The 21,458-nt window shown below is 74.4% G+C and carries 25 protein-coding genes; 1 reads left to right on the plus strand and 24 read right to left on the minus strand.

Annotated elements, in window-relative coordinates; translation table 11 throughout:
* The 21 genes from FF100_RS04080 to FF100_RS36900 all read right to left on the minus strand — a co-directional run.
* Window positions 1-630: DUF2793 domain-containing protein (locus FF100_RS04080; protein ID WP_139034317.1), on the minus strand; the 630-nt coding region annotated here is incomplete at its 3' end.
* Window positions 623-4,537, minus strand: a complete 3,915-nt coding sequence (locus tag FF100_RS04085; RefSeq protein ID WP_139034318.1) for a baseplate multidomain protein megatron — start codon at window positions 4,535-4,537, stop codon at window positions 623-625. The genes FF100_RS04085 and FF100_RS04080, both read right to left, overlap by 8 nt.
* Window positions 4,534-5,010: a DUF6950 family protein gene (locus FF100_RS04090; protein ID WP_139034319.1), complete on the minus strand. Its 477-nt coding sequence runs from the start codon at window positions 5,008-5,010 to the stop codon at window positions 4,534-4,536. Before FF100_RS04090 ends, FF100_RS04085 begins: the two co-directional genes overlap by 4 nt.
* A complete protein-coding gene (locus FF100_RS04095) occupies window positions 4,988-5,875 on the minus strand; it encodes a DUF2163 domain-containing protein (RefSeq protein ID WP_139034320.1) in 888 nt (295 codons plus the stop codon). The genes FF100_RS04090 and FF100_RS04095 overlap by 23 nt, the downstream gene beginning before the upstream one ends.
* 4 nt (window positions 5,876-5,879) lie before the next feature.
* On the minus strand, window positions 5,880-6,515 hold the full coding sequence (locus FF100_RS04100) for a DUF2460 domain-containing protein (RefSeq protein WP_139034321.1): 636 nt from the start codon (window positions 6,513-6,515) through the stop codon (window positions 5,880-5,882).
* Between the two features lie 34 nt (window positions 6,516-6,549).
* The gene (locus tag FF100_RS04105; RefSeq protein WP_246101915.1) at window positions 6,550-7,959 is read right to left on the minus strand and encodes a hypothetical protein; all 1,410 of its coding nucleotides are present in this window, start codon (window positions 7,957-7,959) and stop codon (window positions 6,550-6,552) included.
* Window positions 7,956-8,537: a gene transfer agent family protein gene (locus tag FF100_RS04110; protein WP_139034322.1), complete on the minus strand. Its 582-nt coding sequence runs from the start codon at window positions 8,535-8,537 to the stop codon at window positions 7,956-7,958. Before FF100_RS04110 ends, FF100_RS04105 begins: the two co-directional genes overlap by 4 nt.
* Window positions 8,538-8,545: 8 nt before the next feature.
* Window positions 8,546-8,992, minus strand: a complete 447-nt coding sequence (locus FF100_RS04115; RefSeq protein ID WP_139034323.1) for a phage tail tube protein — start codon at window positions 8,990-8,992, stop codon at window positions 8,546-8,548.
* A gap of 23 nt (window positions 8,993-9,015) precedes the next feature.
* Window positions 9,016-9,435 (minus strand): DUF3168 domain-containing protein, encoded by a 420-nt coding sequence (locus FF100_RS04120; RefSeq protein ID WP_139034324.1) that lies wholly within the window; start codon window positions 9,433-9,435, stop codon window positions 9,016-9,018.
* Window positions 9,435-9,719, minus strand: coding sequence for a hypothetical protein (locus FF100_RS04125; RefSeq protein WP_139034325.1), 285 nt, complete (start codon window positions 9,717-9,719; stop codon window positions 9,435-9,437). Before FF100_RS04125 ends, FF100_RS04120 begins: the two co-directional genes overlap by 1 nt.
* Window positions 9,716-10,030 carry a hypothetical protein gene (locus FF100_RS04130; protein ID WP_139034326.1) on the minus strand — a complete coding sequence of 105 codons (315 nt, stop codon included), beginning with the start codon at window positions 10,028-10,030 and terminating at the stop codon, window positions 9,716-9,718. The genes FF100_RS04125 and FF100_RS04130 overlap by 4 nt, the downstream gene beginning before the upstream one ends.
* Window positions 10,030-10,404, minus strand: a complete 375-nt coding sequence (locus tag FF100_RS04135) for a DUF4054 domain-containing protein (RefSeq protein WP_139034327.1) — start codon at window positions 10,402-10,404, stop codon at window positions 10,030-10,032. Before FF100_RS04135 ends, FF100_RS04130 begins: the two co-directional genes overlap by 1 nt.
* 1 nt (window position 10,405) lies before the next feature.
* Entirely contained in the window at window positions 10,406-10,681 is a 276-nt protein-coding gene (locus tag FF100_RS04140) for a hypothetical protein (protein ID WP_139034328.1), read from the minus strand.
* A gap of 11 nt (window positions 10,682-10,692) precedes the next feature.
* Window positions 10,693-11,640, minus strand: a complete 948-nt coding sequence (locus FF100_RS04145; protein WP_139034329.1) for a DUF2184 domain-containing protein — start codon at window positions 11,638-11,640, stop codon at window positions 10,693-10,695.
* A gap of 26 nt (window positions 11,641-11,666) precedes the next feature.
* A complete protein-coding gene (locus FF100_RS04150; RefSeq protein ID WP_139034330.1) occupies window positions 11,667-12,110 on the minus strand; it encodes a structural cement protein Gp24 in 444 nt (147 codons plus the stop codon).
* Window positions 12,110-13,114 (minus strand): DUF2213 domain-containing protein, encoded by a 1,005-nt coding sequence (locus FF100_RS04155; RefSeq protein ID WP_139034331.1) that lies wholly within the window; start codon window positions 13,112-13,114, stop codon window positions 12,110-12,112. The genes FF100_RS04150 and FF100_RS04155 overlap by 1 nt, the downstream gene beginning before the upstream one ends.
* Before the next feature lie 334 nt (window positions 13,115-13,448).
* Complete coding sequence (locus FF100_RS04160; protein ID WP_139034332.1) at window positions 13,449-14,714, minus strand: DUF1073 domain-containing protein; 1,266 nt, start codon at window positions 14,712-14,714, stop codon at window positions 13,449-13,451.
* Window positions 14,714-16,081, minus strand: a complete 1,368-nt coding sequence (gene terL, locus FF100_RS04165) for a phage terminase large subunit (protein WP_139034333.1) — start codon at window positions 16,079-16,081, stop codon at window positions 14,714-14,716. The genes FF100_RS04160 and terL overlap by 1 nt, the downstream gene beginning before the upstream one ends.
* 22 nt (window positions 16,082-16,103) lie before the next feature.
* Window positions 16,104-16,685, minus strand: a complete 582-nt coding sequence (locus tag FF100_RS04170; RefSeq protein WP_139034334.1) for a hypothetical protein — start codon at window positions 16,683-16,685, stop codon at window positions 16,104-16,106.
* A gap of 261 nt (window positions 16,686-16,946) precedes the next feature.
* Window positions 16,947-17,624 (minus strand): transcription termination/antitermination protein NusG, encoded by a 678-nt coding sequence (gene nusG, locus FF100_RS04175; protein WP_139034335.1) that lies wholly within the window; start codon window positions 17,622-17,624, stop codon window positions 16,947-16,949.
* A gap of 25 nt (window positions 17,625-17,649) precedes the next feature.
* On the minus strand, window positions 17,650-17,823 hold the full coding sequence (locus FF100_RS36900) for a hypothetical protein (protein ID WP_171070045.1): 174 nt from the start codon (window positions 17,821-17,823) through the stop codon (window positions 17,650-17,652).
* A gap of 356 nt (window positions 17,824-18,179) precedes the next feature.
* Between FF100_RS36900 and FF100_RS04180 the strand changes: the two genes are divergently transcribed.
* On the plus strand, window positions 18,180-18,896 hold the full coding sequence (locus tag FF100_RS04180; RefSeq protein ID WP_246101916.1) for a LexA family transcriptional regulator: 717 nt from the start codon (window positions 18,180-18,182) through the stop codon (window positions 18,894-18,896).
* Between the two features lie 70 nt (window positions 18,897-18,966).
* On the opposite strand, the gene FF100_RS04185 is transcribed toward FF100_RS04180, so the two are convergent.
* The 3 genes from FF100_RS04185 to FF100_RS04195 form a co-directional block, all read right to left on the minus strand.
* Window positions 18,967-19,359, minus strand: coding sequence for a hypothetical protein (locus FF100_RS04185; protein ID WP_246101917.1), 393 nt, complete (start codon window positions 19,357-19,359; stop codon window positions 18,967-18,969).
* 255 nt (window positions 19,360-19,614) lie between these two features.
* Window positions 19,615-20,547, minus strand: coding sequence for an aldo/keto reductase (locus FF100_RS04190; protein WP_139034338.1), 933 nt, complete (start codon window positions 20,545-20,547; stop codon window positions 19,615-19,617).
* A complete protein-coding gene (locus FF100_RS04195) occupies window positions 20,544-21,443 on the minus strand; it encodes a helix-turn-helix domain-containing protein (protein WP_139034339.1) in 900 nt (299 codons plus the stop codon). Before FF100_RS04195 ends, FF100_RS04190 begins: the two co-directional genes overlap by 4 nt.
* Window positions 21,444-21,458: the final 15 nt, after the last annotated feature.

A 21,458-nucleotide genomic window follows, 5' to 3' on the forward strand; every position in this document is an offset into this window, starting at 1 on the left:
GGCCTCGCGCCAGGTGCTCCCGTCGGCCGAGACCTTCAGGCGCACGTCGTCGTCGCCGGTGAGCCCGAGTTCGGCCCGGCCGGAGAACCCGGACTGGAACAGCAGCGACAGCACGTTGCCGGCAGCTTCCTTGTTCAGGGTGTAGCGCAGGTCCCCGGTCCCGCCCTCGCTGGTGGCAAGCGCGGTCCAGAGCGCCTTGTTCAGCTTGGCGGCGAACGGGTTGGTGGCGTCGGCGGTGGTGCCGAGGCCGAGGCGGGTGAGGTTCTGGAGCGCCGTCAGGGTGGAGCGGAACGAGGCCCACGCCACACCTGTATAGGTGTACAGGTCGGCCTCATCCGCCACGAAGGCGAGCCAGCCGGCGCGCGGCACGAAGGAGCGCCACGCCCCGTCCTGGTAGCGCACCACCCGGCCGGCCCATCCCGACCACGCCCCGGTGGGAGAGGCGCCGGCGATCAGGTAGCGGTCGCCCTCGGCCGGGCTGGCGGGCGGCGCCGTCAGGTCCTTGTCGAGGACCGCGAGCTGCACCAGCGTGTCGAGGGCGACCAACGCCTCGTTGTGGGTCACGTGCTTCTGCGCCTGCGCCGCCTGGAGCAGCGGCAGGGCCAAGTTTGCGGTGGCTGCGTCAGGCATACAGGGTCGCCCTCAGGGCCGCGCCGCGGCCGTAGGTTGCCGAGACTTGGTGGATGGCGACGGACAGGCTGGTGACCGGCCCGCCGAAATCGGCCGCCTGGTGGGCGGCTTCGTAAGTGAGGGACGGTGCCGACAGGTCGAACGTCCGGAGAACGGTGGCGCCGGAGAGCACGTCGAGGGCGTAGGCCTCGGTTTCCTCGGCCAAGGGCACCTCGAGCTGTTCCCACGGGTCGCCGTCGATCCGGGTGCGCCGGATCCACGTCAGCACCAGGTCGCCCGACGCCGCCCGCACCATCCGGGCCTGCGCCGGCGCGTAGGGGCGCAGGCCCACGCCCCGGAACGCCAGGGTGGCGCCGGCATAGGACGGGTCATCCTGCGGCCGGCCGAGCGGCCCCCAGCGCCAGGCGAGCGGCAGGGTGCGCAGGGACAGGGGCATCCCCGACTGCACCAGGGCATCCGTCAGCACCACGAACGCCGCTCCGGCCGGAGTCGGGTTGCCCAGGGCGAAGTCCGTCCCGAGCTGGCCGCGCAGCAGCGTGCGGAGCCGGTAGCGCCCGGGCGCCAGCAGCGTGGCTTGCGCCCATTGCAGCACCTCCCACTCCCCCGACGGCGTCAGCAGGGCCGCGACGTTGGCCCCGTTCAGCACGTCGACCTCGGGTGAGGAGGTCAGCTCGACCCCGCGCGGCACCTCGACATCGACGCTGTTCCCCCGGTCCCACCGGGCGACCGGGCCCGGATACAGCGCCTCGGTCAGCCGCCCGATGATCGACCGGGCGCCCACCGTGGCGTCGTCCTCGAACGCCCCGCCGGCGGTCGAGCGCAGCACCGCCACCGGCGACCACGGCGCCGTGTAGGCGGCGAGGTACGGCGCGTGCGGCACCGCATCCGGGCGCAGGAGCGGCAGGTCGAGGACGTGGAACAGCGCGACCCCCGCCGTCGCCGGCGGCTCGGCCGGCCGCGGCGTCGCGGTGCCGTCCCGGTAGGCGAACACCGCCGGATCCGTGCGGATGCCGCTCGCCGGCCGGCCCGCTTCGAGACCGAGGCGGGTCAGCCGGTAATCGGTGGCGGCCCCGGCGAGGGAGAGGGTGACGACATCGCCCGCGTCCAGGGCGAGGCAGGACGGCGGCAGGGTGGCCCCGACCTGCTCCCGCTCGACCACGCCCTGATAGAGCAAGGCCTGCGCGATGCCCCGCGCCGTTCCCTCGTCCAGGCAGAGCGGCACCGTCACCCGCTGCACCGAATTGGCCCGCCCGTTGGAGCGCCGCGCCTCGACCGATGCCGACTGGTAGCCCCGGTGCGGATCGATGTAGGTCAGCGCCACCACCCCCGGCAGCGCCGTCTCCTCGCCCCGGATGCGCCGGTAGTCCCCGCCGGCCCCATCCCGCGCCACCAGATCGTCGGCAGTGAGCTGGAGCGCCGGCGCCCGCGCCAGCGGCGCGAAGACCAGGCGCCCGGCCGACTCCGCCGCGTCGAAGAAGAAGCACGTGCGCAGCGGTTCGAGGCTGGCGCGCGGCGTCTGCACCTCGGTGACGGCGTAGCCCTCCACCACGCCGTAGAGCTGGCCGACATCCACCGGCACGCTCAAGCCCCCGCACAGCTCCGCCACCACGTCGGCGATCGGCGACAGGCCGAGGCGCCCGTTGATCCAGTGGCCGAGCCGGTAGTTCGGTCCGTCGCTCCACACCGCCGCCTGGCGCGGGAAGTCCGGATAGGGCCGGGCATCCCACGTCCAGACGAACAGCCGCTCCGGATCGACCATCCGGCCGCCATAGACGGCCGAGACCGGGTTGCCGGCGGTCCCCTGCCAATAGGCCAGGGCGGCTTCCAGGTAGGCCCGTTGCGCCGCCGGATCGCGCCGGCCGTTCGAGTAGTACGGCAGGACGCTTTCCGACGACTTCGGATCCACGAAGACGTTGGGTTGGTTCATGCCCTTGTCGACGGCCGGGCAGCCGAGCTCGATGAACCGGACCGGCTTGCCCTGCGGCACCCAACCCGTTGCGCTGTCCTGGCGCACCCCGCCCGGCCGGTCGCGATGCGGGTTCGCCCACCAGGCGCGCAGATCCTTGAGGCGGAACACCCAATGCTCGCCGTAAGCCGTGTCGGCGATCGGCGTCCGGGCCTGCGCGTCGCGATCGGCCTGCGTCGGATAGTACCAGTCGAACAGCTCGCCGGCCGCGACGTTGCCGGTGAGATAGCCCGGGTCATAGGGCGAGGACGCGCCGGCTTTCGCGTCGAGGTGGTCGAACCCGTCGCGCCAATCGGCGAGCGGCATGTAGTTGTCGATCCCGACGAAGTCGATATTCACATTCGACCACAAGGGATCCAGGTGGAAATACACGTCGCCCGTCCCATCCGCCGGGCGATGGTTGGCGTATTCCGTCCAGTCGGCCGAGTAGCCGAGCTTCGTGGCGCTCCCCAGGATCGACCGCGCGTCGGCCGCCAGGGACACGAGCTGCGCCACCGCCGGGAAGGTCGAGGCGCTGGAGCGCACGGTGGTGAGCCCGATCATCTCCGAGCCGATCAGGAAGGTATCGACCCCGCCCGCAGCCTCGGCGAGCCGCGCACAGTGCAGGATGAAGCGGCGGAACGAGAACTCCGCCTTGGCGCTGGTGACCGTGCGGCCGTTCCACGCCAGGTCCCCCGGCGCCACCGTGCCGAAGAACGCCGCGACCTGGTCGGCCGCGGCGGCGGTCTTGTCGACGGTGCCGGGCCGGCCGGGCGCCGGATGGCAGGTCACGCGCCCGCGCCAGGGGAACGCCGCCTGCTCCGCCCCGCCATAGGGGTCCGGCAGGCCGTTGCCGGGGGCGATGTCCATCATCACGAACGGGTAGAGCGTGACGGCGTAGCCCCGGCTTTTGAGCGCCCCGATGAGCTGCACCACCGACAGGTCGGCCGGCGCCCCGCCGAGCAACGGCACGCCGAGCCCGGTGCGGCTGACGATGGCCGCCACCGCCCGGGCGATCCCGCCCGCCAGCCAGTCCGGCGACGTGGTCTTGCTCGCCGTCTCGACCTTCGGGACGATGCGGCAGGCGCCCAGCCGCAAGTCGGTGCCGTGCCAGGCGACCACCAGGGAGACGTGCCGGCAGCGCGGCGCCTCCGCGGCGAGCTGATCGAGCGCCTTCAGCGCGTCGACCCCGCCCGACACCGTGTTCTGCCCGGTGATCCCGCCGAAGGTCGAGGCGTTGACCGGCACCGTGGCATAGGTGAACTCGCCCATGCTCGGGATCATCGTCACGGCGGTGACCAGCTCCTCGAGACGCGGCCGGCCGGAGGCGTTGGGGGCGCGCCGGATCACCTCCGCGGTGATGACCGGCACCCGGTTGCCGAAGCCGGCGAGCGGCAGATCCTCGAACACGAGGTAGGCCAGGCCGCGATAGGCCGGGGCGTTGGCCGCCCCTTCGATCGCGGCGATCTTCGGGTCGGGCCCCTGCGCCTCGTCGCCGAGATAGACCCGCGCGCCGTAGGCCGCGAGGCTGATCGGCTTGCCGTCGGCGTAGACCTGCCCCACCGCGACGATCGGGCCCTCGCACAGGGCAATCGCCACGCTGACGCTGTAGAGATAGGTGACGTTGAACTGTTTCTGCCCGCCGCCGCTCTTGCCGCCGGGGGACTTCACCTTCTCGACCTTCTGGGTCTCCTTGAGCTTGGTGGCCCAGATGATCTGCCCGCCGATGCGGACGCGGCCGAACACGCGGGCGAGGGCCGCCCCTTCGGTCGAGGCGGTGACGTGCAGGTCCGACAGGCGCGGGCCGAGGTTGACCTGCGGCTTGGGGCGCGAGCCGAACAGGGCGCGGTCGATCAAGCCGCCGCCGGCGGCGCCGACGATCTGGCCGAGCGCGCCGCCGATCGGCCCACCGAAGGCGGTGCCGGCCGCCCGGCCGGCATAGGACAGGACGAGCGTGCTCACGTCGGGGGCTCCGGCGATGGGGTCTGCGAGGGTGCGGGGAACCGGAAGGCGTAGGCGATGCGCCGGGACCAGGCCGGCGGGATCCAGGTCTCCATCACGGCGTGACCGTCATAGGCGTGGATCATCACCGAGGGGGCGACGAGGATCCCGCAATGCTTGGCCGGCAGCCGGTCGCGCCAGCGGAACAGCAGCACGTCGCCGGGCTCGGCCGCGGCCGGCGCGAGCGCGACCAGGTGGCGGGCGGCGGCATCCCGCAACGTCTCCTGGCCCCGGTCCTCGGCCCAGCTCGGCGTGTAGGGCGGCGGCGCCTCCGGCTCGGCCCCGTACAGCTCGGCATAGACGCCCCGCAGCAGGCCGAGGCAATCGGCGCCGGCGCCCCGCAGGCTGGCCTGGTGATGGTAGGGCGTGCCGAGCCACGTGCGCGCCAGCGCGACGACACGCGCGCGAGTGTCAGCCGCGGCGGCCTCCGTCATTGTCTGCCCCCTGCTCCGCGTAGGCCACGGCGTAATCGTTGCCCGGCAAGTCCGGGAAGCCGCGGAAGTTGACGACGTTGGCGAACTTGTCCCGGCAGCTCGCCAGGGACTTGTCGCACCCGGCGGTGACCTGGAACGCGTCGCCAGGCGCGATCGGCGCCGGCATCGGCTCCCACAGGTCGAGGGTGGCGAGGCCGCCGGCGCGGCCGTGCGCCCGCACCTCGACCGCCGCGCCGGCATTCGCCCCGGAGGTCCAGACCAGCCGGCCGGCCTCGAACCACCGGGCGGCGTAGCCAGCGAGGCCGGAGGCGGTGACGCCGCGGGCGCTCCCCACCGTCGCGACCGTCCCGGCGCCGCGGATCGCGGCGGCGGTGGCGTCGACCCGGCAGCGGCTATCGCCCAAGAGCGCGTCGCAGGTCCGCTGGTAGACCCGGCCCAGGGGTTGGTTCAGGCGATCGGCGAGGCCGCGGACTTCGGCCGTGAAGGCGGAGGGCCCGCGCGAGACTTCGCCTATGGTGCCGGAGAGGACGAGGAGGCGGTCGGCCGGGCTCGACCAGTCGACCCGCCAGACCGCGACCGTGGCGCCGTCGAACAGGCCGCGCGCCAGCTCGGCCTCCGCCAGGCGCCCGCTGGTGAGGGCGCCGACGATCTCCAGGCTGTCGGCCGAGAGGCCGGTGCCCTGTTCGAGGGCGGTGCCAGTGGCGCCGCTCTCGGCCGAGCACGTCACGCCGTCGACCACCACGTCGAGGTCATGGTCGGTGAAGCCGAGGCGCAGGCCGTCGGTGCGGGTGACGATCCAGCAATGGCACAGGGTGGTGACCCCGCTCGCGAGGCGCGCGGCGAGGGCAGGCGATAGCGTCTTCATGGGCTCACCGCCGGATCTCGATGACCGGGATGTCGGCCACCACGCCGGCGCGCAGGGCCTGGTGGTCGATCGCGAGACGGTCGGTGGCGAAGCGCACCGGCACGTCGAACAGGAAGCCTGCCGTCACCACCGCGCCGGAGGCGGGCGCGGCCTTGAGGGTGACGAGGCCGGTTGTGGCATCGAGCGCGAAGGCGGAGGCCGCGAGGGCCACGCCGCCGACCGCGACCACGACCGAACCGGCGACCGGCTTGGTGATCGGCCGGGCATAGGGCGCGAAGGCCGCGCCGTAGGTCTTGGCGAGCGGGAACACCCGGCTGGTCCCGTCGCCGGTGCCGAGGCGCTGGTCGGTGGGCGCGATCGCCTGGCCGGGGGCGGCGGAGCTGTGGTCGAAGGTGTCGCGCCAGCGAAAGCCGTAGAGCGGGCCGCGGCGCTCCTCGAAGAAGGCGATCAGCACAGCGACGTCCTCGGCGGAGCGCAGGGCCCGTCCCGCATCGTAGCTGCGGCGGGAGTGGCGCCAGAGGCTGTTGCGCTCCTCGTCGCCGGATCCGAGGGGGACGATCTCGGTGCGCCGCTCCGGCCCGCCGCGGGATCCGTAGGACAGGGCGAGGGGAAAGCGCACCTCGTGGAAGGGGCTCGGCATGGCTCGCGGGCTCCTCTGCTCACCGGCTTGGTTCTCACAGGCCCCTCAGGCCGCGCTGCACCGCCCGGGCGAGGGCGGCGCTGACCTGCGCCTCCGCGCGGTGGAAGCTCGGGGCGTCCACGGTGGCGATCGACACCGAGACCTGGACGGTCGGGGCGGCCGCCTGCGGCGCGACACCGTGCGTCGCCGGCAGGATGCGGCCGGGCTGGAGCGGCACGAAGGTCTCGCGCCCGCTCTCGCCGACCGTGTAGGCGACGCCCGGGGTGACCGGCCCGCCGGCGGCGCGGCCGGTCGGGTTCGGGGTCAGGCCGAGCGACCCGATCGCATCGCCGATCAGGTCGCTTCCGGGGCTGCCGCGGCCGAACAGGCCGTCGAAGGCCCGGTCGAGGCCCCGGCTCGCGAGCGTGGTGGCGAGCCGGGCGACGACGGTGGTCAGGCGCTCGCCGTGCAGGATCGCGCCCTTGAAGCTGTCGGCGAGCGCCGAACCGAGTTCGCGCGAGGCGGATTGGGCGGCGCGCTGGGCGGCTTCCGCCCGCTCCACCTGCGCGGTCGCGGCGCCATAGGCCTCCGCCACCCGGTCGACCTCCTCGCGCAAAGCCGGCGTCACCGAGAGGTCGGCCTTCTTGGCCGCCTCCAGCAGGCGGAACGCCGCCTCGGCCTTGGCGGCGGCGCCCTCCTCCCGGCCGACCGCGCCGGCCTCGATCGTGAGGAGGCCGGTGCGCCGGGTGAGGCGGGCGACCTCGCCGCGAAACGCGTCGTCCTCCGGCTCCGCCGCCTTGGCGGGCCGCGGCGGCGGCCGGGGAGGCGACCATGCGGGCTCGGCGGTGGGGGCGGCAGCCGTGACGGCTGCGGTGGTGGCGGCGGCGGCTGGCGCGGGGACGGGGCCGGCCGGCGGCGCGAGGCTGCCGCGGGGCGCGGCGTCGCTGATCGCGAAGGCGTCGGCGATGCGGGCGCGGATCGCCGCGCCCCCCCGTGCGCTCTCCTCGGAGGCTGCCTTCACCCGCCGGCCGAGATCGGCGACGAGGTCGGCGGCGGCCGGGATCTTGTCCGCGATGCCGCCGACCGCGCTCGTCACCGCCTCGAACCCCGCCACCGCCTCGCGGGAGGCGGAGCCCGCTTCGCCGAGCCGCGCGGTCAGGCTCCCGACCGCGTCGTCCACCCGCCGCAGGGAGGCGCCGTCGCCGGTCGGGACCGCGCTCGCCTGCTCCAGCGCCCGCTGCAGCCGCCCCAGGGATTCCGGCGCGGCCATGCGGGCGAGCTCGTCGCGCACCTCGGCGCCGGCCCGCGCCATCGCGGCCGCGATGCGCCCTGCCCCGGCCTCGACCGCGCGCTCGGCCTCCGCCATCGCCCGCTCGGCGATCGGCCCGGCCCGCGCCAGCTCGCGCTCGTAGGCCTCGACATGGGCCTCCAGGGAGACCACCAGGCGCTCGATCTCGGTCGTCATGCGGGCGATCCGTCATCCGGCACGCTCTGATGGGGAAGGCCTTGGAGCCAGGCCCAGAGCGCGTCCTCCTCCTGCGGCGTCGGGGCGTCGGCGGCATCCGCGTCGCGGGCGCGGTTGAAGCCGTCGATGTAGGCGGCGAGCTGCCACAGGCTCATCGCCCGCAGGTCGGCGGCCGGCAGGCCCATGGCGGCGGCGGCGCCGTAGAAGGCGGCGAAGGCGATCCGCCCTTCGGGTCCCGCGGCGGCGGCCGGGCGGCCGACCCGCTCGTCCTCGGCGCCCTCGAGCCCTGCGGCCAGGACCAGGGCGGCCTTGGCGATCAACGGGATGCAGGGCATCCCGTCGAGCCTCCGGGCGATCGCGTGGGCTTGCGGCACCGGGGAGCCGCCGCCGATCAGGCCGAGGCGCAGCACGTCGCGCACGTCCTGGAACCGGTAGCGCCGGCCGGCATGGAAGCGGTGCAGCAGGTCGGCGGGACCCGCGCCCGTCGCCTCCTGCAACGCCTCGAGGTCGCCGATGGCGAGGCGGAAGCGGCGGGTCGCGCCGTCGAGGTCGAGGTCGATATGGCCGTCGCGGCTCATCGCCCGCCTCACGCCGCCGCCGTGAAGAGAACCGCCCCGGTCGATTGCAAAGCCACCGAGACGGTACAGCGCTCGCCCCGGACGGCGCCGACCTCGAAGCTGGTGAGGTGGAACAGCCCCTCCCAGGCGCCGCCGCCGTCCGCTCCGGCGCCGCTCACCTCGACGCGGGCCTTCACCGGCGCGTCGGAGTCGAAGGCGGCGCGCCAGCGGGCGATGCTCTGGCGCGCCATCACGCCCTTCCCGGACACCGCGACCGACTTCGACACGGCGAACCGGTCGACGAAGGGGGCGACATCCTCGTTGGCGCAGTCCGGTACGACCGAGCTGTTGGTCTCCTTGGTGAATTGCGCCGCCCGCTCGGTCAGGCCGCAGGGCGCCTCGAAGGTGCCGGCCTTGGTCAGGCTCTCGAGCTTCACGGCGATGGCCGAGAACGGCAGGGTGGTGGGCTGGGTCATGAACGCGCTCCCGACGGTGGTGATCAGAGGGTTTCGGCGGCGACCGCCCCGAAGCGGGCGACGCCGTGCCAGGAGCCGGGCCCGAGGGGCTCCGGCAGGACCAGGCTGCGCTCGTGCGACAGCCACAAAAGCTCGCCGCGGGTCAGCGCCAGGTCGGCCTCGTCGAGGGCGCCCACCACCGCGGCAAGGAGGTCCTGCACCGGCCTCAGGTCCCGGGCGCCGCGCAGGAAGGCGTGGACGGTCAGGCGGCAGGTGCAGCCGCGCCATCCTTGCGCCTCGTAGGGGCCGACCTCCGGCGGATCGACGCGCAGGAACGGCCATTCCTCCCGGGCGCTCACCGTCTCGCGCACCCGGGTGCCGACGAGCGGGCGCAAACCCGGATCGGCGAGGAGGCGGCCGCGCACCGCCCGCAGGAGCTGGGGCGACAGGTCGAGCCCGGCCATCACGTCCTCCCCGGCAGGCGCGCGAGGGCGGGCCCGATCACCGGACGGGGGCCCTGCGTCGCGGTGCCGAATTCCCGCACGGCCAGGCCCGGCGCCTCGACGGTGACGACGGCGCCGTCGGGCGTCTCCGCCGCCTCGGCGCGTCCGTCGGCCAGGTCCTGCGCGATCTCGGCGGCGAGGGCGTCCGCCGTCTCCCGCGCGCGGGCCCGCGCGGCGTCGCGTCCGGCCCGGGCGAGGCGCGTGAGCCGCGCCTGGAGCGGGCCGGTCTCGGCATGTCGCGTCACAGCGGTCTCCCCTGGATGAGGGCGTGGCTGCCGGCGGGGTCGGTCTCCACCGCGACGATGCGGTGGCGGGTCCCCGCCAGGGTGATCTCGTCGTCGGGGTTCGGAGGGAGGCCCGGTGTCAGGACGGTCATCCGCACGAGGCGGCCCGGCAGGCCGGGTTCCTCGGCGGCCTCCCGGTCGCCGTCGCGCCTGGCCCGGACGGGATTGTCCGAAGCGAGGCCGTCCGGGCCGATCCGGTGCAGGATCGCCTCGTCGAACAAGGGGGCGAAGGCCTCCCCGAGGTGGCGGCCGAGGCCGTCGAGGAGGCCCATCACACCACCGCCACGCCGAGACTGTTGCGGCGCATCACCTCGTGGAAGCGCCGCCCGTAGGAGGTGAGCCCCAGGGTGCCGGGCAGGATCTCGCCAGGGGCGTCGCGACGCTCGAGGTGGAGCGTGCCGCTTCGCAACGCCTTGAGGTCGAGGGCGCCCGCCCGGGCGAGCTCGGCCTCCGCGCCGCCCTGCCCGTCGAGGGTCAGGGTGTGGGCGGCGTGGAGCATCCGCCCGAGGGCCGCGTCGGCGTCGGGCCAGGAGGCGCCGACCCGGGGGGCGGCCTCGGCGAGTGCGCCCGCGATCGCGGCGTCCGGGCTGCCCCCGAAGGCCGGGAAGCGGGCCCGGAAGGCGGCGGGCGTGATCGTGTCCGCCATCTCACGCCTCCCCCCTGAGGGGCGGCCGCTCGCGGCCGCGCCGGCGCTCGGGCCGTGGATCCTGCCGGAGCGGCGGATCCTGCGGCGGCGGGTCCCCGTCGGGCCCCGCCGCCTCGATCCGCACCTCGCCGGCCGCCGCCCAGGCGGCGAGGCAGGGGTCGGGCCGGTCGGGCAGCGCGAGTACCGCGCTCTCGCCGGGCACCAGCAGCCGGGGGGCGCGAGCGCCCTTCGGCCAGACCAGCCGGGGGCCGGCGGCGTGGTTCGTCACCCGCATCATCGCGCCCTCCCCTAGATGCCGTCGAGGTAGCGGCAGGCGGCGGGCCGGCGGATGTCGAGGCCGCCGAGCCGGAAGGCGCCCGGCACCTCGAACCGCCACGGGCCGGTCTGCCAGGCCGGGAAGAACCGGAACGGCATCGGCAGCCACAGCTTCAGGACCGAGGGGTCGCGGCGATAGGCGACCATCCGGGCGGTGCCGCCGGTGCCGGCGGTCTCGAGCGCCCGCACGCCGTAGACCGTCAGCTCCTGGCCGGTCTCCAGGGTGTAGACGTTGTGGCGCCGGATCCAGTCGAGCAGGGTGAGCGGGCTGATCCCGTCGAGGCGGCGCAGGCCGATGCCGAGCATCTGCTCGTAGGGCAGCAGTAGCGTGTCGGCCATCTCGACGGTGTTGGAGCCGGTGAAGATGCCGATCAGCTGGCCGTTGACGTCGGCGAGGATCTGCTCCGCCGTCTTCTGGGCCCAGGCGGTGCTGCCGTTGGTGCCGGTCGCGGCGGCGCTGCCGACCGTCACGCCCGGATGGTTGAGGAGGCCGGAGAAGCCCTTCGCCGGGTCGCCGAAGAGCGCGACTTGGTCGATGAACTCCTCCGAGGCGAGCCGCGCCGCGTCGGCCTTGTCGGCGTCGAGATCCATGCCGAGGAGCTGGGCCTTGCCGAGCTCCTCCAGGTCGTAGCCGTAGCCGATCCCCGCCATGGCGACGGCGGTCTCGTGCTGGCGGCGCAGCATCTCGACCTTCGGCACGTCGGCGGCGGCGCCGTGGACCCAGGTCGCCTGCCCGACCCGGTCGACCGAGAAGTAGGTCACGGTCGGCACCCATTCGGGCGCCGCGGTGTCGACCGGCACGAGGCGCGGATAGCGGATCGCCGGGTACTGGGCGCGGTAGACGGCCGGCTCGATGAAGGCCTGCTGGCTGACCAGGAAGGCGAGCGCCCGGGGCGCGTCGGTGAGGAGAGTGCGGGTCATGCGAAGGCTCTCTTTCCGGGCTCTCGTCAGTTCAGGCGCAGGCGGACGAGGCCGCCGGCGGGGGCCGAGGTGTCGAACAGGGCGTTCGCGATCGGGGCGTTGCCGGAGGCGGCGGCCGTGAGGGCGCCGGCGGGCGTGACGTAGGCGGGGCTGCCGGCGCTCGCGGCCGAGGCCGTCACGACCCAGACGGCGCCGGACGTCATGACGGCCGCGGTCTCACCCTTGGCGAAGAGGTCGGCCCCGCTCGGGCTCGGCCGGGCGTTGCGGTCGGCCAGCACGATGCCGCGGAACACCGCGCCGGCGGCGGCGATGCCCTCGTCGCGGGCGCCCTGGAAGGCGGCGCGGCCGAAGCCGATCCCCTCCGCGGTCTCGACGGTGCGGCTCACGACCGTGGCCGGGTTCTGGTCGGCGGCCATGCCCTCGTAGGCGGCGGCCGGCCGGCCGGGATAGCTGGTCTGGACGGGGGGCATCAGCGGGCTCCTGCGGGTTTCCAGGCGTTGCGGAGGGTCTCGACCATGGCGGCGTGGGCCGCCTCGGGCGTGAGGGCGTCGACGGACCGGTGCCGCAGGGCGTCGCGCAGCGGATCCGGGGCGTGGGGTGGGACGGCGTGGGGCGGTCCGGCGGCGACGACCCGGAAGGCGCCCTCGATCGCCGCAGGCGCCATCGCGGCGGCCTCCGCCTCGCCGAGCGCCCGGGCGACCGCCGCACGCCGGATCGCCTCGGGCGTCAGGCCGGTCGGGTCGAAGGCCTCGCCGAGGATCCGGCGGGCGTCGGCGACCAGGGCGCCGCGCTCGGCCGCCAGCGCGTCGAGGGCGGTCGCGTCCGGCACCCGGGCGCGGAGCGCCGCGACCTCGCCCTCGCGCTCGGCCAGGGCCGCCTCGGCGGCCTCCGCGCGCCGCTCCGCGTTGGCGAGGCGCTGGCCCAGATCCGCATCGCCGATCCGGCATTCTGGCCCGGCGCGGCCCTGCGCCACGATGGCGACGTGGTCGACGACGACCTTCGTCTGGCGGGCGTCGTAGGGGCTGCCGTCCGGGGCGGTGCCGGGGGTCCAGTCGAGGTCGCAGGTATATCCGACCGAGACCTCGCGCCGCCCGCCCTGCACCGCCGCGATCGCCGCGGAATCGGCGAGCAGCATCGGGATGCGGACGAAGGCGCCGTCGCGCACCACCTCGTCGCCGACATGGCCGCGGGCGACCCCGCGCCAGGTCCGCGGCGTCACCGCCTCGGGCGGATGATCGAGGGTGACCGGCTTGTGGCCGAAGCTGCGCAAGGACTCGGCCCGGAAGATCTCGTCCGGGTCGCGGTAGATCCGGACCTGCGCGAGGTCCGGCCGCGCGACCTCGTCGCCGCGATAGACCTGGACGTTGCCGGCCCGCGCGGCGCGGGCCTGCACCACCAGGGCGCCGTTGCCGAGCGGGCGCGCGCCCGCGATCTCGGCCGCGGGGCCGAGGCTGAACCTGTCGAAGAGATGCATGGGGGTGGGTCTCGTGGTGGGAGGTGGGAAGCGCCTTGCCCGTGCGGGTTCGTCCGTTCACACGCCGGGTCGTGCGCATCTCTCCTCTCCCCGCGGGCGGGGAGAGGGCTGTGTTCCCGTTCAGGGAACGCAGCGAGGCGGTCGCCGAGGGTGAGGGGGTGTCTCCGGGAGAGGCTCCTCCGGCACCTCACCCTCGCTCCAGCTTCGCCTTCGCTAGCTCCGTCGACGGCGAGGTCGCCGGAGCCCTTTCCCCGCCCGCGGGGAGAGGAGAGAACCCGCGCCCATCTCGGCGATGTGACCGTGTCGGCCTGCTCGGGAGTGGGTTGAACGTCGCTCAGCCCGCCGGCCGGCCGAAGGCCGCGGCGATGCCGGGGAAGAGGTCGGCGGCCGACAGCCAGCCCTCGACGCCGCGGGACAGGGCTTCCGCCGGCACCACGCCCTCGCGGGCGAGCATCGCGGCGGTCTCGGCCTTGAGGCGGCCGATTTCCGCCCTCTCGCGCTCGCTCGCCTGGGCGAGCGGCCGCCAGGCGTAGCGCAGGGCGGGGTCGGAGCGGCCGAGGCCGTCGCGGATCAGCAGCCGGTCGAGCCGGGCGATGGCCGGGGTGAGCTCGACATTCTGCCGCGCCGCGACATGGTCGTGGTAGTTGCGGATGTCGGATTCGCCGGTGGCGTTGAGGCCGGCGGGCGACTGGCCGAGCAGCCGCGTCACCGGGATGTCGGCGGCGCCGGCCGCAACCTGGAGGAAGAGGCGGGCCACCTCCGGCAGGCCGGAGAAATCGAGCTGCTTCTGCTGGTAGCGCTCGCCCTCCGGCGCGCGGCCGTCGCCTTCGAGCAGCAGCATCCCGAACAGTCCCTTCATCCGGGCCGCGTAGGCGAAGCGCTCGGTGAGCGCAGCGGTGCCGTCCTCGGTCGACAGGTGCTGCGACAGGCCCGGCACCGAGATCACGTCCTGCTTGGCTTCCGGCAGCATCGCGGCGATGTGGGCGGACGCCGCCGTCGCCTGGTCGATCGCCTCCAGCAGCGCCTGGAGCACGCTGTCGCCCCACCCGTCACTGACGGCGTCGTCCGGCAGGGCCGCGCCGAGGAGGCGCACCACCCGGGACGGGTGCACCGCCTGGCCCCCCGCGATGGTGTAGTCCTTGGGCTCCCCGAACCAGGGCGAGAGCGGGTCGCGCTCGATGCCGCCGGCCTGGATCCGGCCGCGGGGCAGGACGTGGAGGTAGCGCAATCCCCCCTGCCCGAGCGTCTCGGGATCGAGCGGCAGGGCCGGGTCGGGCGCGCCGTCGCCGATCAGCAGCGCGGCGCCGCCATGCAGCCGCGCGAGCCGCAAGGCCCGCAGCAGGCGGTCGCGCAAGGCAAGACGCTCCTCGCTCGCCGCGAGCGCCGCCGCGATGTCGGGCGGGGCCTGCCAGGCGCGCCACTCGCGCAGCATGTCGAACGGCACGATGTCGACGACCTTGCGGGCGAGCCAGTTGTCCCGGTAGGCGGCATCCAGTTCCGCCCGGGCCCGGGGCACGTGGACGTGCAGGTTGCCGGTGCTCTTGTCCCGCGGGCCGCCGAGGCCGGAGACGAGGTTGGCGAGGCGGTCGGCGAGCCACATCACAGGACTCCGAGCAGGCCGTATCCCGGCCGGGAGAGCGCCGCGAAGGCGCGCGAGAGGGCGTCGACCTGGTCGAGGAAGGCGCCGTTGGGGAAGGCGCAGAGCTCGTCAAGGAGGGCCTCGTTCCAGGGCCCGACGACGAGGTGCAGGTTGCCGGCCTCGGCCTGGGCCGAGACCGGGGCGGCCCGGGTCGCCTTGTCGCCGCTCTCAGGGCTGGCCCGCACGTCGTAGCCGGCGAGGCGCGAGACGAGGTACTGGGCCTGCGCCTTGCCGGCCTGGCCGGGATCCTGCGGCAGCGAGATCCGGCAGGACGGGCCGTCCGCGGCGGCCGTCGCCAGGATCAGCCGCTCGACGCCGCCGGCCGAGAGCCGGTCGCGGCGCACGTCGACGACGTAGAGATGCCCGTCTGCGCCGCGCGCGAGCTTGACCCCGGCGGTGTAGTCCGGCCCGCGCCCGCCGCGCGGCACGCTTGCCGCGAGGTCCCAGGCCCGCACCGTGGCGCAGCCCGCCGGCACCGCCCGCACCAGGCTGAACCAGCCGCGCTTGAACAGCCCGCCCTCCCGGGGGGCCGGCCGCTGCTGGTACTGGCCGGCCGCCGCGTACTCGCCCATCGTGGCCTTGTCGCGCTCCACCGCTTCCCGCGGAAAGCGGGCGGGAAACAGCAGTTCGCCCGGCTCCCGGCGCGGATCGCGGAAGCCGATGCGGGTGGCGCAGGCGCGCTCCGGCTCGAACTCCATCGGCAGCATCAGGTGCTCGTAGCCGAGGTTCCGCGCCAGGATCACGCCCGACAGGTCGCGCTCGTGCAGCCTTTGCATGATCACCACGATCGCCGAGCGGACGGGGTCGTTGAGGCGGGTCGGGACCGCCTCCAGGAACCACTGCGCGATTCCCTCGCGCACCCGCTCGGAATTGGCGCCGTCGACCGAGATCGGATCGTCGAGGATCACCCGGTCGCCGCGCGAGCCGGTGATCGAGCCGGCCGAGACCGCCTCGCGCAAGCCCGTCGCCGTGGTCTCGAACCGGCCCTTACGGTTCTGGTCGCGGGTGAGGCGCACCCGCTCGCCCCATAGGTCCCGGTACCAGGGCGAGGTGATCAGGCGCCTCGTGCGCAGGTTGTCGCGGAGCGCCAGCCGCTCGGTATGCGAGACTGCGACGGTGCGGAGCGCCGGGCGGTTCTTCGGGCCCCATTCCCAGGCCGGCCAGAACACCCCGGCGAGCAGGCTCTTCATCGTGCCGGGCGGCACGTTGATCAGCAGCCGTGTGATCTCCCCGGCGGTGACGGCTTCGAGATGGGCGCTGACTGCGTCGATGTGCCAGCCATGCATGTAGGGCGCGCCCGGCTCGATCACCGGCCAAGCCCGGCGCACGAAGCCCGCCAGGCTCTCCTCGCTATCGAGCCGGTCGAGCGCCCGCAGCAGGGCCGGCGGGTCGCTCAGCCAGGCGCTCGGCGATGGCCCGGAGCTGGGCCCGCTGGCCCTCGTCGAGGAGGCGGAAGGCGGCCTCGGGATCCGCGATCGGGCAGTCGTCACGCTGTTTGCCCTCCCCCTTGCCGTCGAGGTCCCAGGCCTGGCGCTCGAGCGCGATCCACAGCCGCGCCGCGGCGGCGAGGTCGCGCAAAGCCGCGACGCGTTTCTGCAGGATGGCCGCGCGGGCGAGCCCGCCCTCCTCGGTGCCGTCCTCCGGGCCGGGCTCCTCGGCCGCGGCCTGGAGGTCGTCGAGGAGCTGCAACGTCAGGGCCGCGCCCTGCGCCACCACGATGCGGTGTCCGCCGCGCACGTCGCCCGCGTCGAGGATGTCCAGGGGGGCCGGGGCGTCGCGCGCCCAGCCTTCCGCCCGGGCCCGGCGCCGCAGGGTCGACGGGCTGATGCCGAACCGGCGCGCGATGGCGGGCCCGGCCCCCGGCTCGGCCCGGTAGGCCGCGGCGATGCCCGCCCAGTCGATGACTCGGCGGGACGACTGCTTCTTGGCCATATCGCCTCTTCGGGAGGTCGGGATCTTCGGGACGTGGGAAGGCGCGGCCGATCCGTGGCGGGGGGCCCGCGGAGACGAGCCGCCCTTCGCCTCGGTGATGCCGTGGGCCGGGTCCAGGGACACATCCCCGCGTCGCGGGGCAGTCGAGCGGCCACTTCCTCGAAGGGCAGGCCGCAGACCTGGATAACCTGGGATCCTTGTACCCGCCCCGCCGATGTTCGTCAAATGTTCTCTTCGGCGGGGCGCGATTTTTTTAACGGATCAGTCCCGTGCGAGCTGGTCCTCGTCGAGCACCACCGGGGTCTCGCGCCCGAACAGCGACAGGGCGACCCGGTAGCGCCGGCGGGCCGGATCGACGCCCTCGACCGTGCCGGACAGGGCCGCGAGCGGCCCGCCGATCACCCGCACGCCGTCGCCGAGAGCGAACAGGACCGCCCTCACCGCCTCCGCGTGGCCGGCATCCTCGCCCCCGGGGATGCCACGATGCCCGCCATATCCGGTGATCGCGTCGGCGAAGCCCTGGAGCACGCCGGCGGCGATGATGACGGCGCGGCCGTCGCGGAACAGGATCCGGTCGATGCCGGGATGGGCCTCGACCCGCGCGAGGTCGGCGTCGTCGCGCAGGCCCACGAACAGCATGCGGTGCAGGAGCGGCACCCGGGCGGTGCGACGCCGGCCGGTCGGAGAGGTCAGCTCGACCTCCTCCCGCGGATCGAAGGTGGCGATGCCGGCGGCCTCGAGGTCGCGGGCGGCGCGGGCGGCCCAACGGGCCTTGGTCTCGGCGACCATCCAGACCCGGTCGGCCGCGAGCACGATCCGGACGGGCCGGACCCGCCGGCGGCGGCGCCGCCGGATCTCGTCGGCCCGGTCGGCCGGAGGATGATTGCGGGCCAAGGCCTCGCGGCGGCGGCGGGCGATGCGGCGCGTCGGCTTGCTCACGCCGCCCTCCCCGCCGGCGAGCCGGTCAGGCTCCGCCGGGACGGTCCGGTTCGCCCCCGTTCGCGGGCGGCGCGCCGATCCGCTCGCGCTCGGCCTCCCGCGTCAGCGCCTCGGTCGCACGGATGATCCGGGCGCGCACCATCAGGAACAGGCCGACCCCCGCCGCGAGGGTCCAGAGCACGATCAGGGCTACCTTCATCCGCCCCTCCTGCACCGGCGGGCCGCGGCGCGCGACGGCTTCCCCACCTCGCCCTGCCCCGTTGCGGCGATTCGCCGCCCGGCTGCGCCGGGAGTCCGCGTCCCGGATCGCCCGGTCCCGCTCCGGCGTTGCGCCACCGGAGGTCTCCCCCGTCGGGCGGGCGGCACCGGGCGTCAAGGAAACGGTGGATCATCGGCGACTCCCGCAACGAGGGACACGGCGCAAGGCTGCCCTTGAGGTAGGATGCAGAATGGGCACGCGCGAACAGCGATGCTCGCCCCTGGCCTTGCAGCCAAAGTAGCTACATGATGTAATGATTTTGCTCAATACCTCAAGTGTCGAGGATGTTCGCTGAGGTGATTCAATCGGGAGAGAACCAGGTTCGGGCCGCGCAGGGCGAGCGGCTGCGACAGGCGCGCCTCGCCGCGGGCTACCGCTCGGCGCGGGACGCCGCTTTGCAGAATGCCTGGCCGGAGAGCACCTACCGGGCGCACGAGGCCGGCACCCGGACCATCGGCCAGGACGATGCCGAGCGCTACGCCGCGCGCTTCCGCCGCGACGGCGTCGAGGTCACCGCCAAGGGGTTGCTGTTCGGCGACGACGACGCGCCCGAGCCGCCCGCGGAGGGCGGTCCGGTCGGGGGTGTCGTGGTGGGGGTGAAGGGATTGATCAGCGCCGGCGGCTTGATCGAGACCGGGGACGAGCAGCCCGGCCCGGACGGCGACCTCTTCCGCATCACGGTGCCGTTCGGGGTGCCGCCCGGCACCATCGCGTTCCGGGTCGCCGGCCTATCGATGTATCCGAAATACGAGCCCGACGACGTGGTGCTCTGCGCCGAGGCCGGGGAGAGCCCGGACCGCCTGGTCGATCTCTACGCCGCGGTCACGACGGCGGAGGGGCACCGCTTCCTGAAGAAGATCCTGCGCGGCTCGCAGCGGGGCGCCTACCACCTCGAGAGCCACAACGCCCCGCTGATGCCCGACCGGCGTCTCGTCTGGGCCTCGGGCATCATCAGCACCGTGCACGCGCAGCACTGGAGCCGGTTCTGTGCCCGCGCGAAGACGGGCCATTGAGGGAGGAGATCGCTGCGTCTTGCAGCGATCCTGACCGGGATCAGGGGGACTTGGATCAGCCGGGCTTGGATCAGTCGGCTTGGGCGACCCGGGTCGAGCGGCGCTGGGCGGTCCAGCGGCCCGAGCAGAGCGACGACACGCTCCAGGTGCCGGAGCCGGAATTGGCCTGGAGCCGGCCCGCGGCGGCACCGCTCGCCGAGCCATGGCGCACCGTGAGGCCGACATTGCCGTCCTGCCCGATGCGCCCGCTCACCGTCGCCCCGCCATCCCCCGCCGAGGCCACCCGCACGTCGCCGTCGTTGATCGCCAGCGAGACGGTGTAGCGGCTGTCGCACAGGCCCGATTCGGTGACGAGCTGGACCGCCCAGGTGCCGTTGAAGCTCCGCCCCTCCGCCGCCGCCGGCTGCAGGCTGGCCGGCAGGGCGGCGCACAGGACGAGAGCGGCGACGGACGACTTGCGCATGAGACCCCCGGACATTTCGATCGTGGCGGATTGTTTGGTTTGAACCGCAACCGGACGCGGCGCGGCCATGCAAGACCGCGTGCGTGTTGGGAACGATATGGATGGGGGATCCTTAACACAGGCAGAACGGCAGCAATATGGCGCGCCGCGACCGCCCTTCGGGGGGATCGACTGAATGGTCCGACGCGATTCGGGGCCATCCTACTGCCGAGCTACTACGGCATCCAGCGGTTCAGCTTGAAGTCAGGCAGGAAGTCAGGCCGGCAGCGTCGCCGCCATGCGCCGGCGCAGGGCTTCGTCGGGCATCGGGCCGGTGCCGGCACGCAGGTTCGCCGCCATGTGGCCGGGATCGGCGGTGCCGGGGATCGCGCAGGTCACGGCCGGGTGCGAGACCACGAATTTCAGCAGGATCTCGGCCCAGGAGGCGCAGCCGAGATCCGCCGCGTAGTCCGGCAGCGGTTTGGCCCCGAGGCGGCGCAGCAGCCCGCCGCCGCCGAACGGCCGGTTGACCAGCACCGCCACGCCGCGCTCGGCGGCGAGCGGCAGCAGCCGTTCCTCCGCCGCCCGGTCGTCGAGGGCGTAGTTGATCTGGAGGAAGTCCAGCCGCTCGGCCCGCAGCACCGCCTCGACGGCGTCGTAGGCGCTCTCGGTGTAGTGCGAGATGCCGAGATAGCGGAGGCGCCCCTCCTCCTTCCAGGCCCGCAGGGTCGGCAGGTGGGTGCGCCAGTCGAGCAGGTTGTGGATCTGCATCAGGTCGAGGCGCTCGGCGCGCAGGAGCTGGAGCGAGCGGCGCATCTGCGCGAGTCCCGCCTCGCGGCCGCTGGTCCAGACCTTGGTGGCGAGGAAAGTGCGGTCGCGGGCGCCGAGTCCCGCCACGAGGTCGCCGGTGACGCCCTCGGCCCGGCCGTACATCGGCGAGGAATCGATCACCTGGCCGCCCTGCCCGAGCAACGTCGTCACCACCTCGCGCAAGGGCGCCCGCGCGGCGGGCGTCTCGCCGACATCGAAGCCGCGCCAGGTGCCGAGCCCGATCACCGGCAGGGTCTCGCCGCTCGCCGGGATCGGCCGCCGGTGCAGGGCCGCGACTGGCTGCGTCCCTTGCGCCGCCGCGCCGCCGCCGAGGGAGGCGGCCGCCAAGACCCCGCCGAGGAATTCCTGCCGGGTCAGTCCGTCCCGCTCCGTCGTCATCGTGCCTCTCCCCGGTCCGCGCCGCGCCTGTCACGAAACGCCCGGGGGCATTCCCCGGTGCCCTTGGCGAAGAAGCGCGAGAAATAGGCCGGGTCGGAGAAGCCGAGGCCATAGGCGATCTCGGCGATGCCGAGGTCGGAATAGAGCAGGCCGCGCTTGGCCTCGAGCAGGCGGCGCTCGCGGATGATCTGCCCCGGGCTCGCGCCCGCCACCGCCCGGCAGGCGGCCCGCAGCCGCGCCTCCGTCACCCCGAGATCGTCGGCATAGGCCGCGAGCGGGCGGTCGCGGCGGTGATGCGTCTCGACGAGGTCGCGGAAGCGCGCGGCGAGCAGGGCCTGCGGACCCGGCGGGGCCGGCGGCGCCCTGAGGGCCGCGAGGCGCCGCAGGCCTGCCACCAGCAGCAGCAGCAGGTGGGCCTCGATGGCGCCGCGCCGGCCCGGCGCCGCCCAGGCCAGTTCCCGGGCGAGTTCGGCCAAAGCCTCCTCGGCCGCGCCCGGCTCCGGCAGCGCCAGGGCCGCCGGGCCGGCGAACAGGGCGCCCAAGTCCGGCTCGCGCCCGCACAGGTCGCGCAGGTAGCGCGCCGAGAGGGTCAGCACCGTCCCGACCGTGCCGTCGGCGAAGCGGAAGCCGTGGGCGGTGCCGGCCGGCACCACCAGCAGGCACGGGGCCGTGAAGGTCAGCCGCTCGGCCTCGGCCCGCATCTCCCCCGCCCCTTCGGCGATCAGCAGCACCTGATGCAGGCCGGAATGGACGTGCGGCCGGATCGTCCAGCGGTTCGGGCGGCTGCGATCGTCCAAGGCTTCGAGGTGCAGGAAGCGGTCGTCGGCGTCCCGCGGCGCCTCGCCGTACAGGAAGAAGTGCGGCACCGCAGGACGTTGGGACGGGTCGAGGCGCATCGCGGGCCTGATCTT

The organism is Methylobacterium terricola, from assembly GCF_006151805.1.
Classification (GTDB): Bacteria; Pseudomonadota; Alphaproteobacteria; order Rhizobiales; family Beijerinckiaceae; genus Methylobacterium; species Methylobacterium terricola.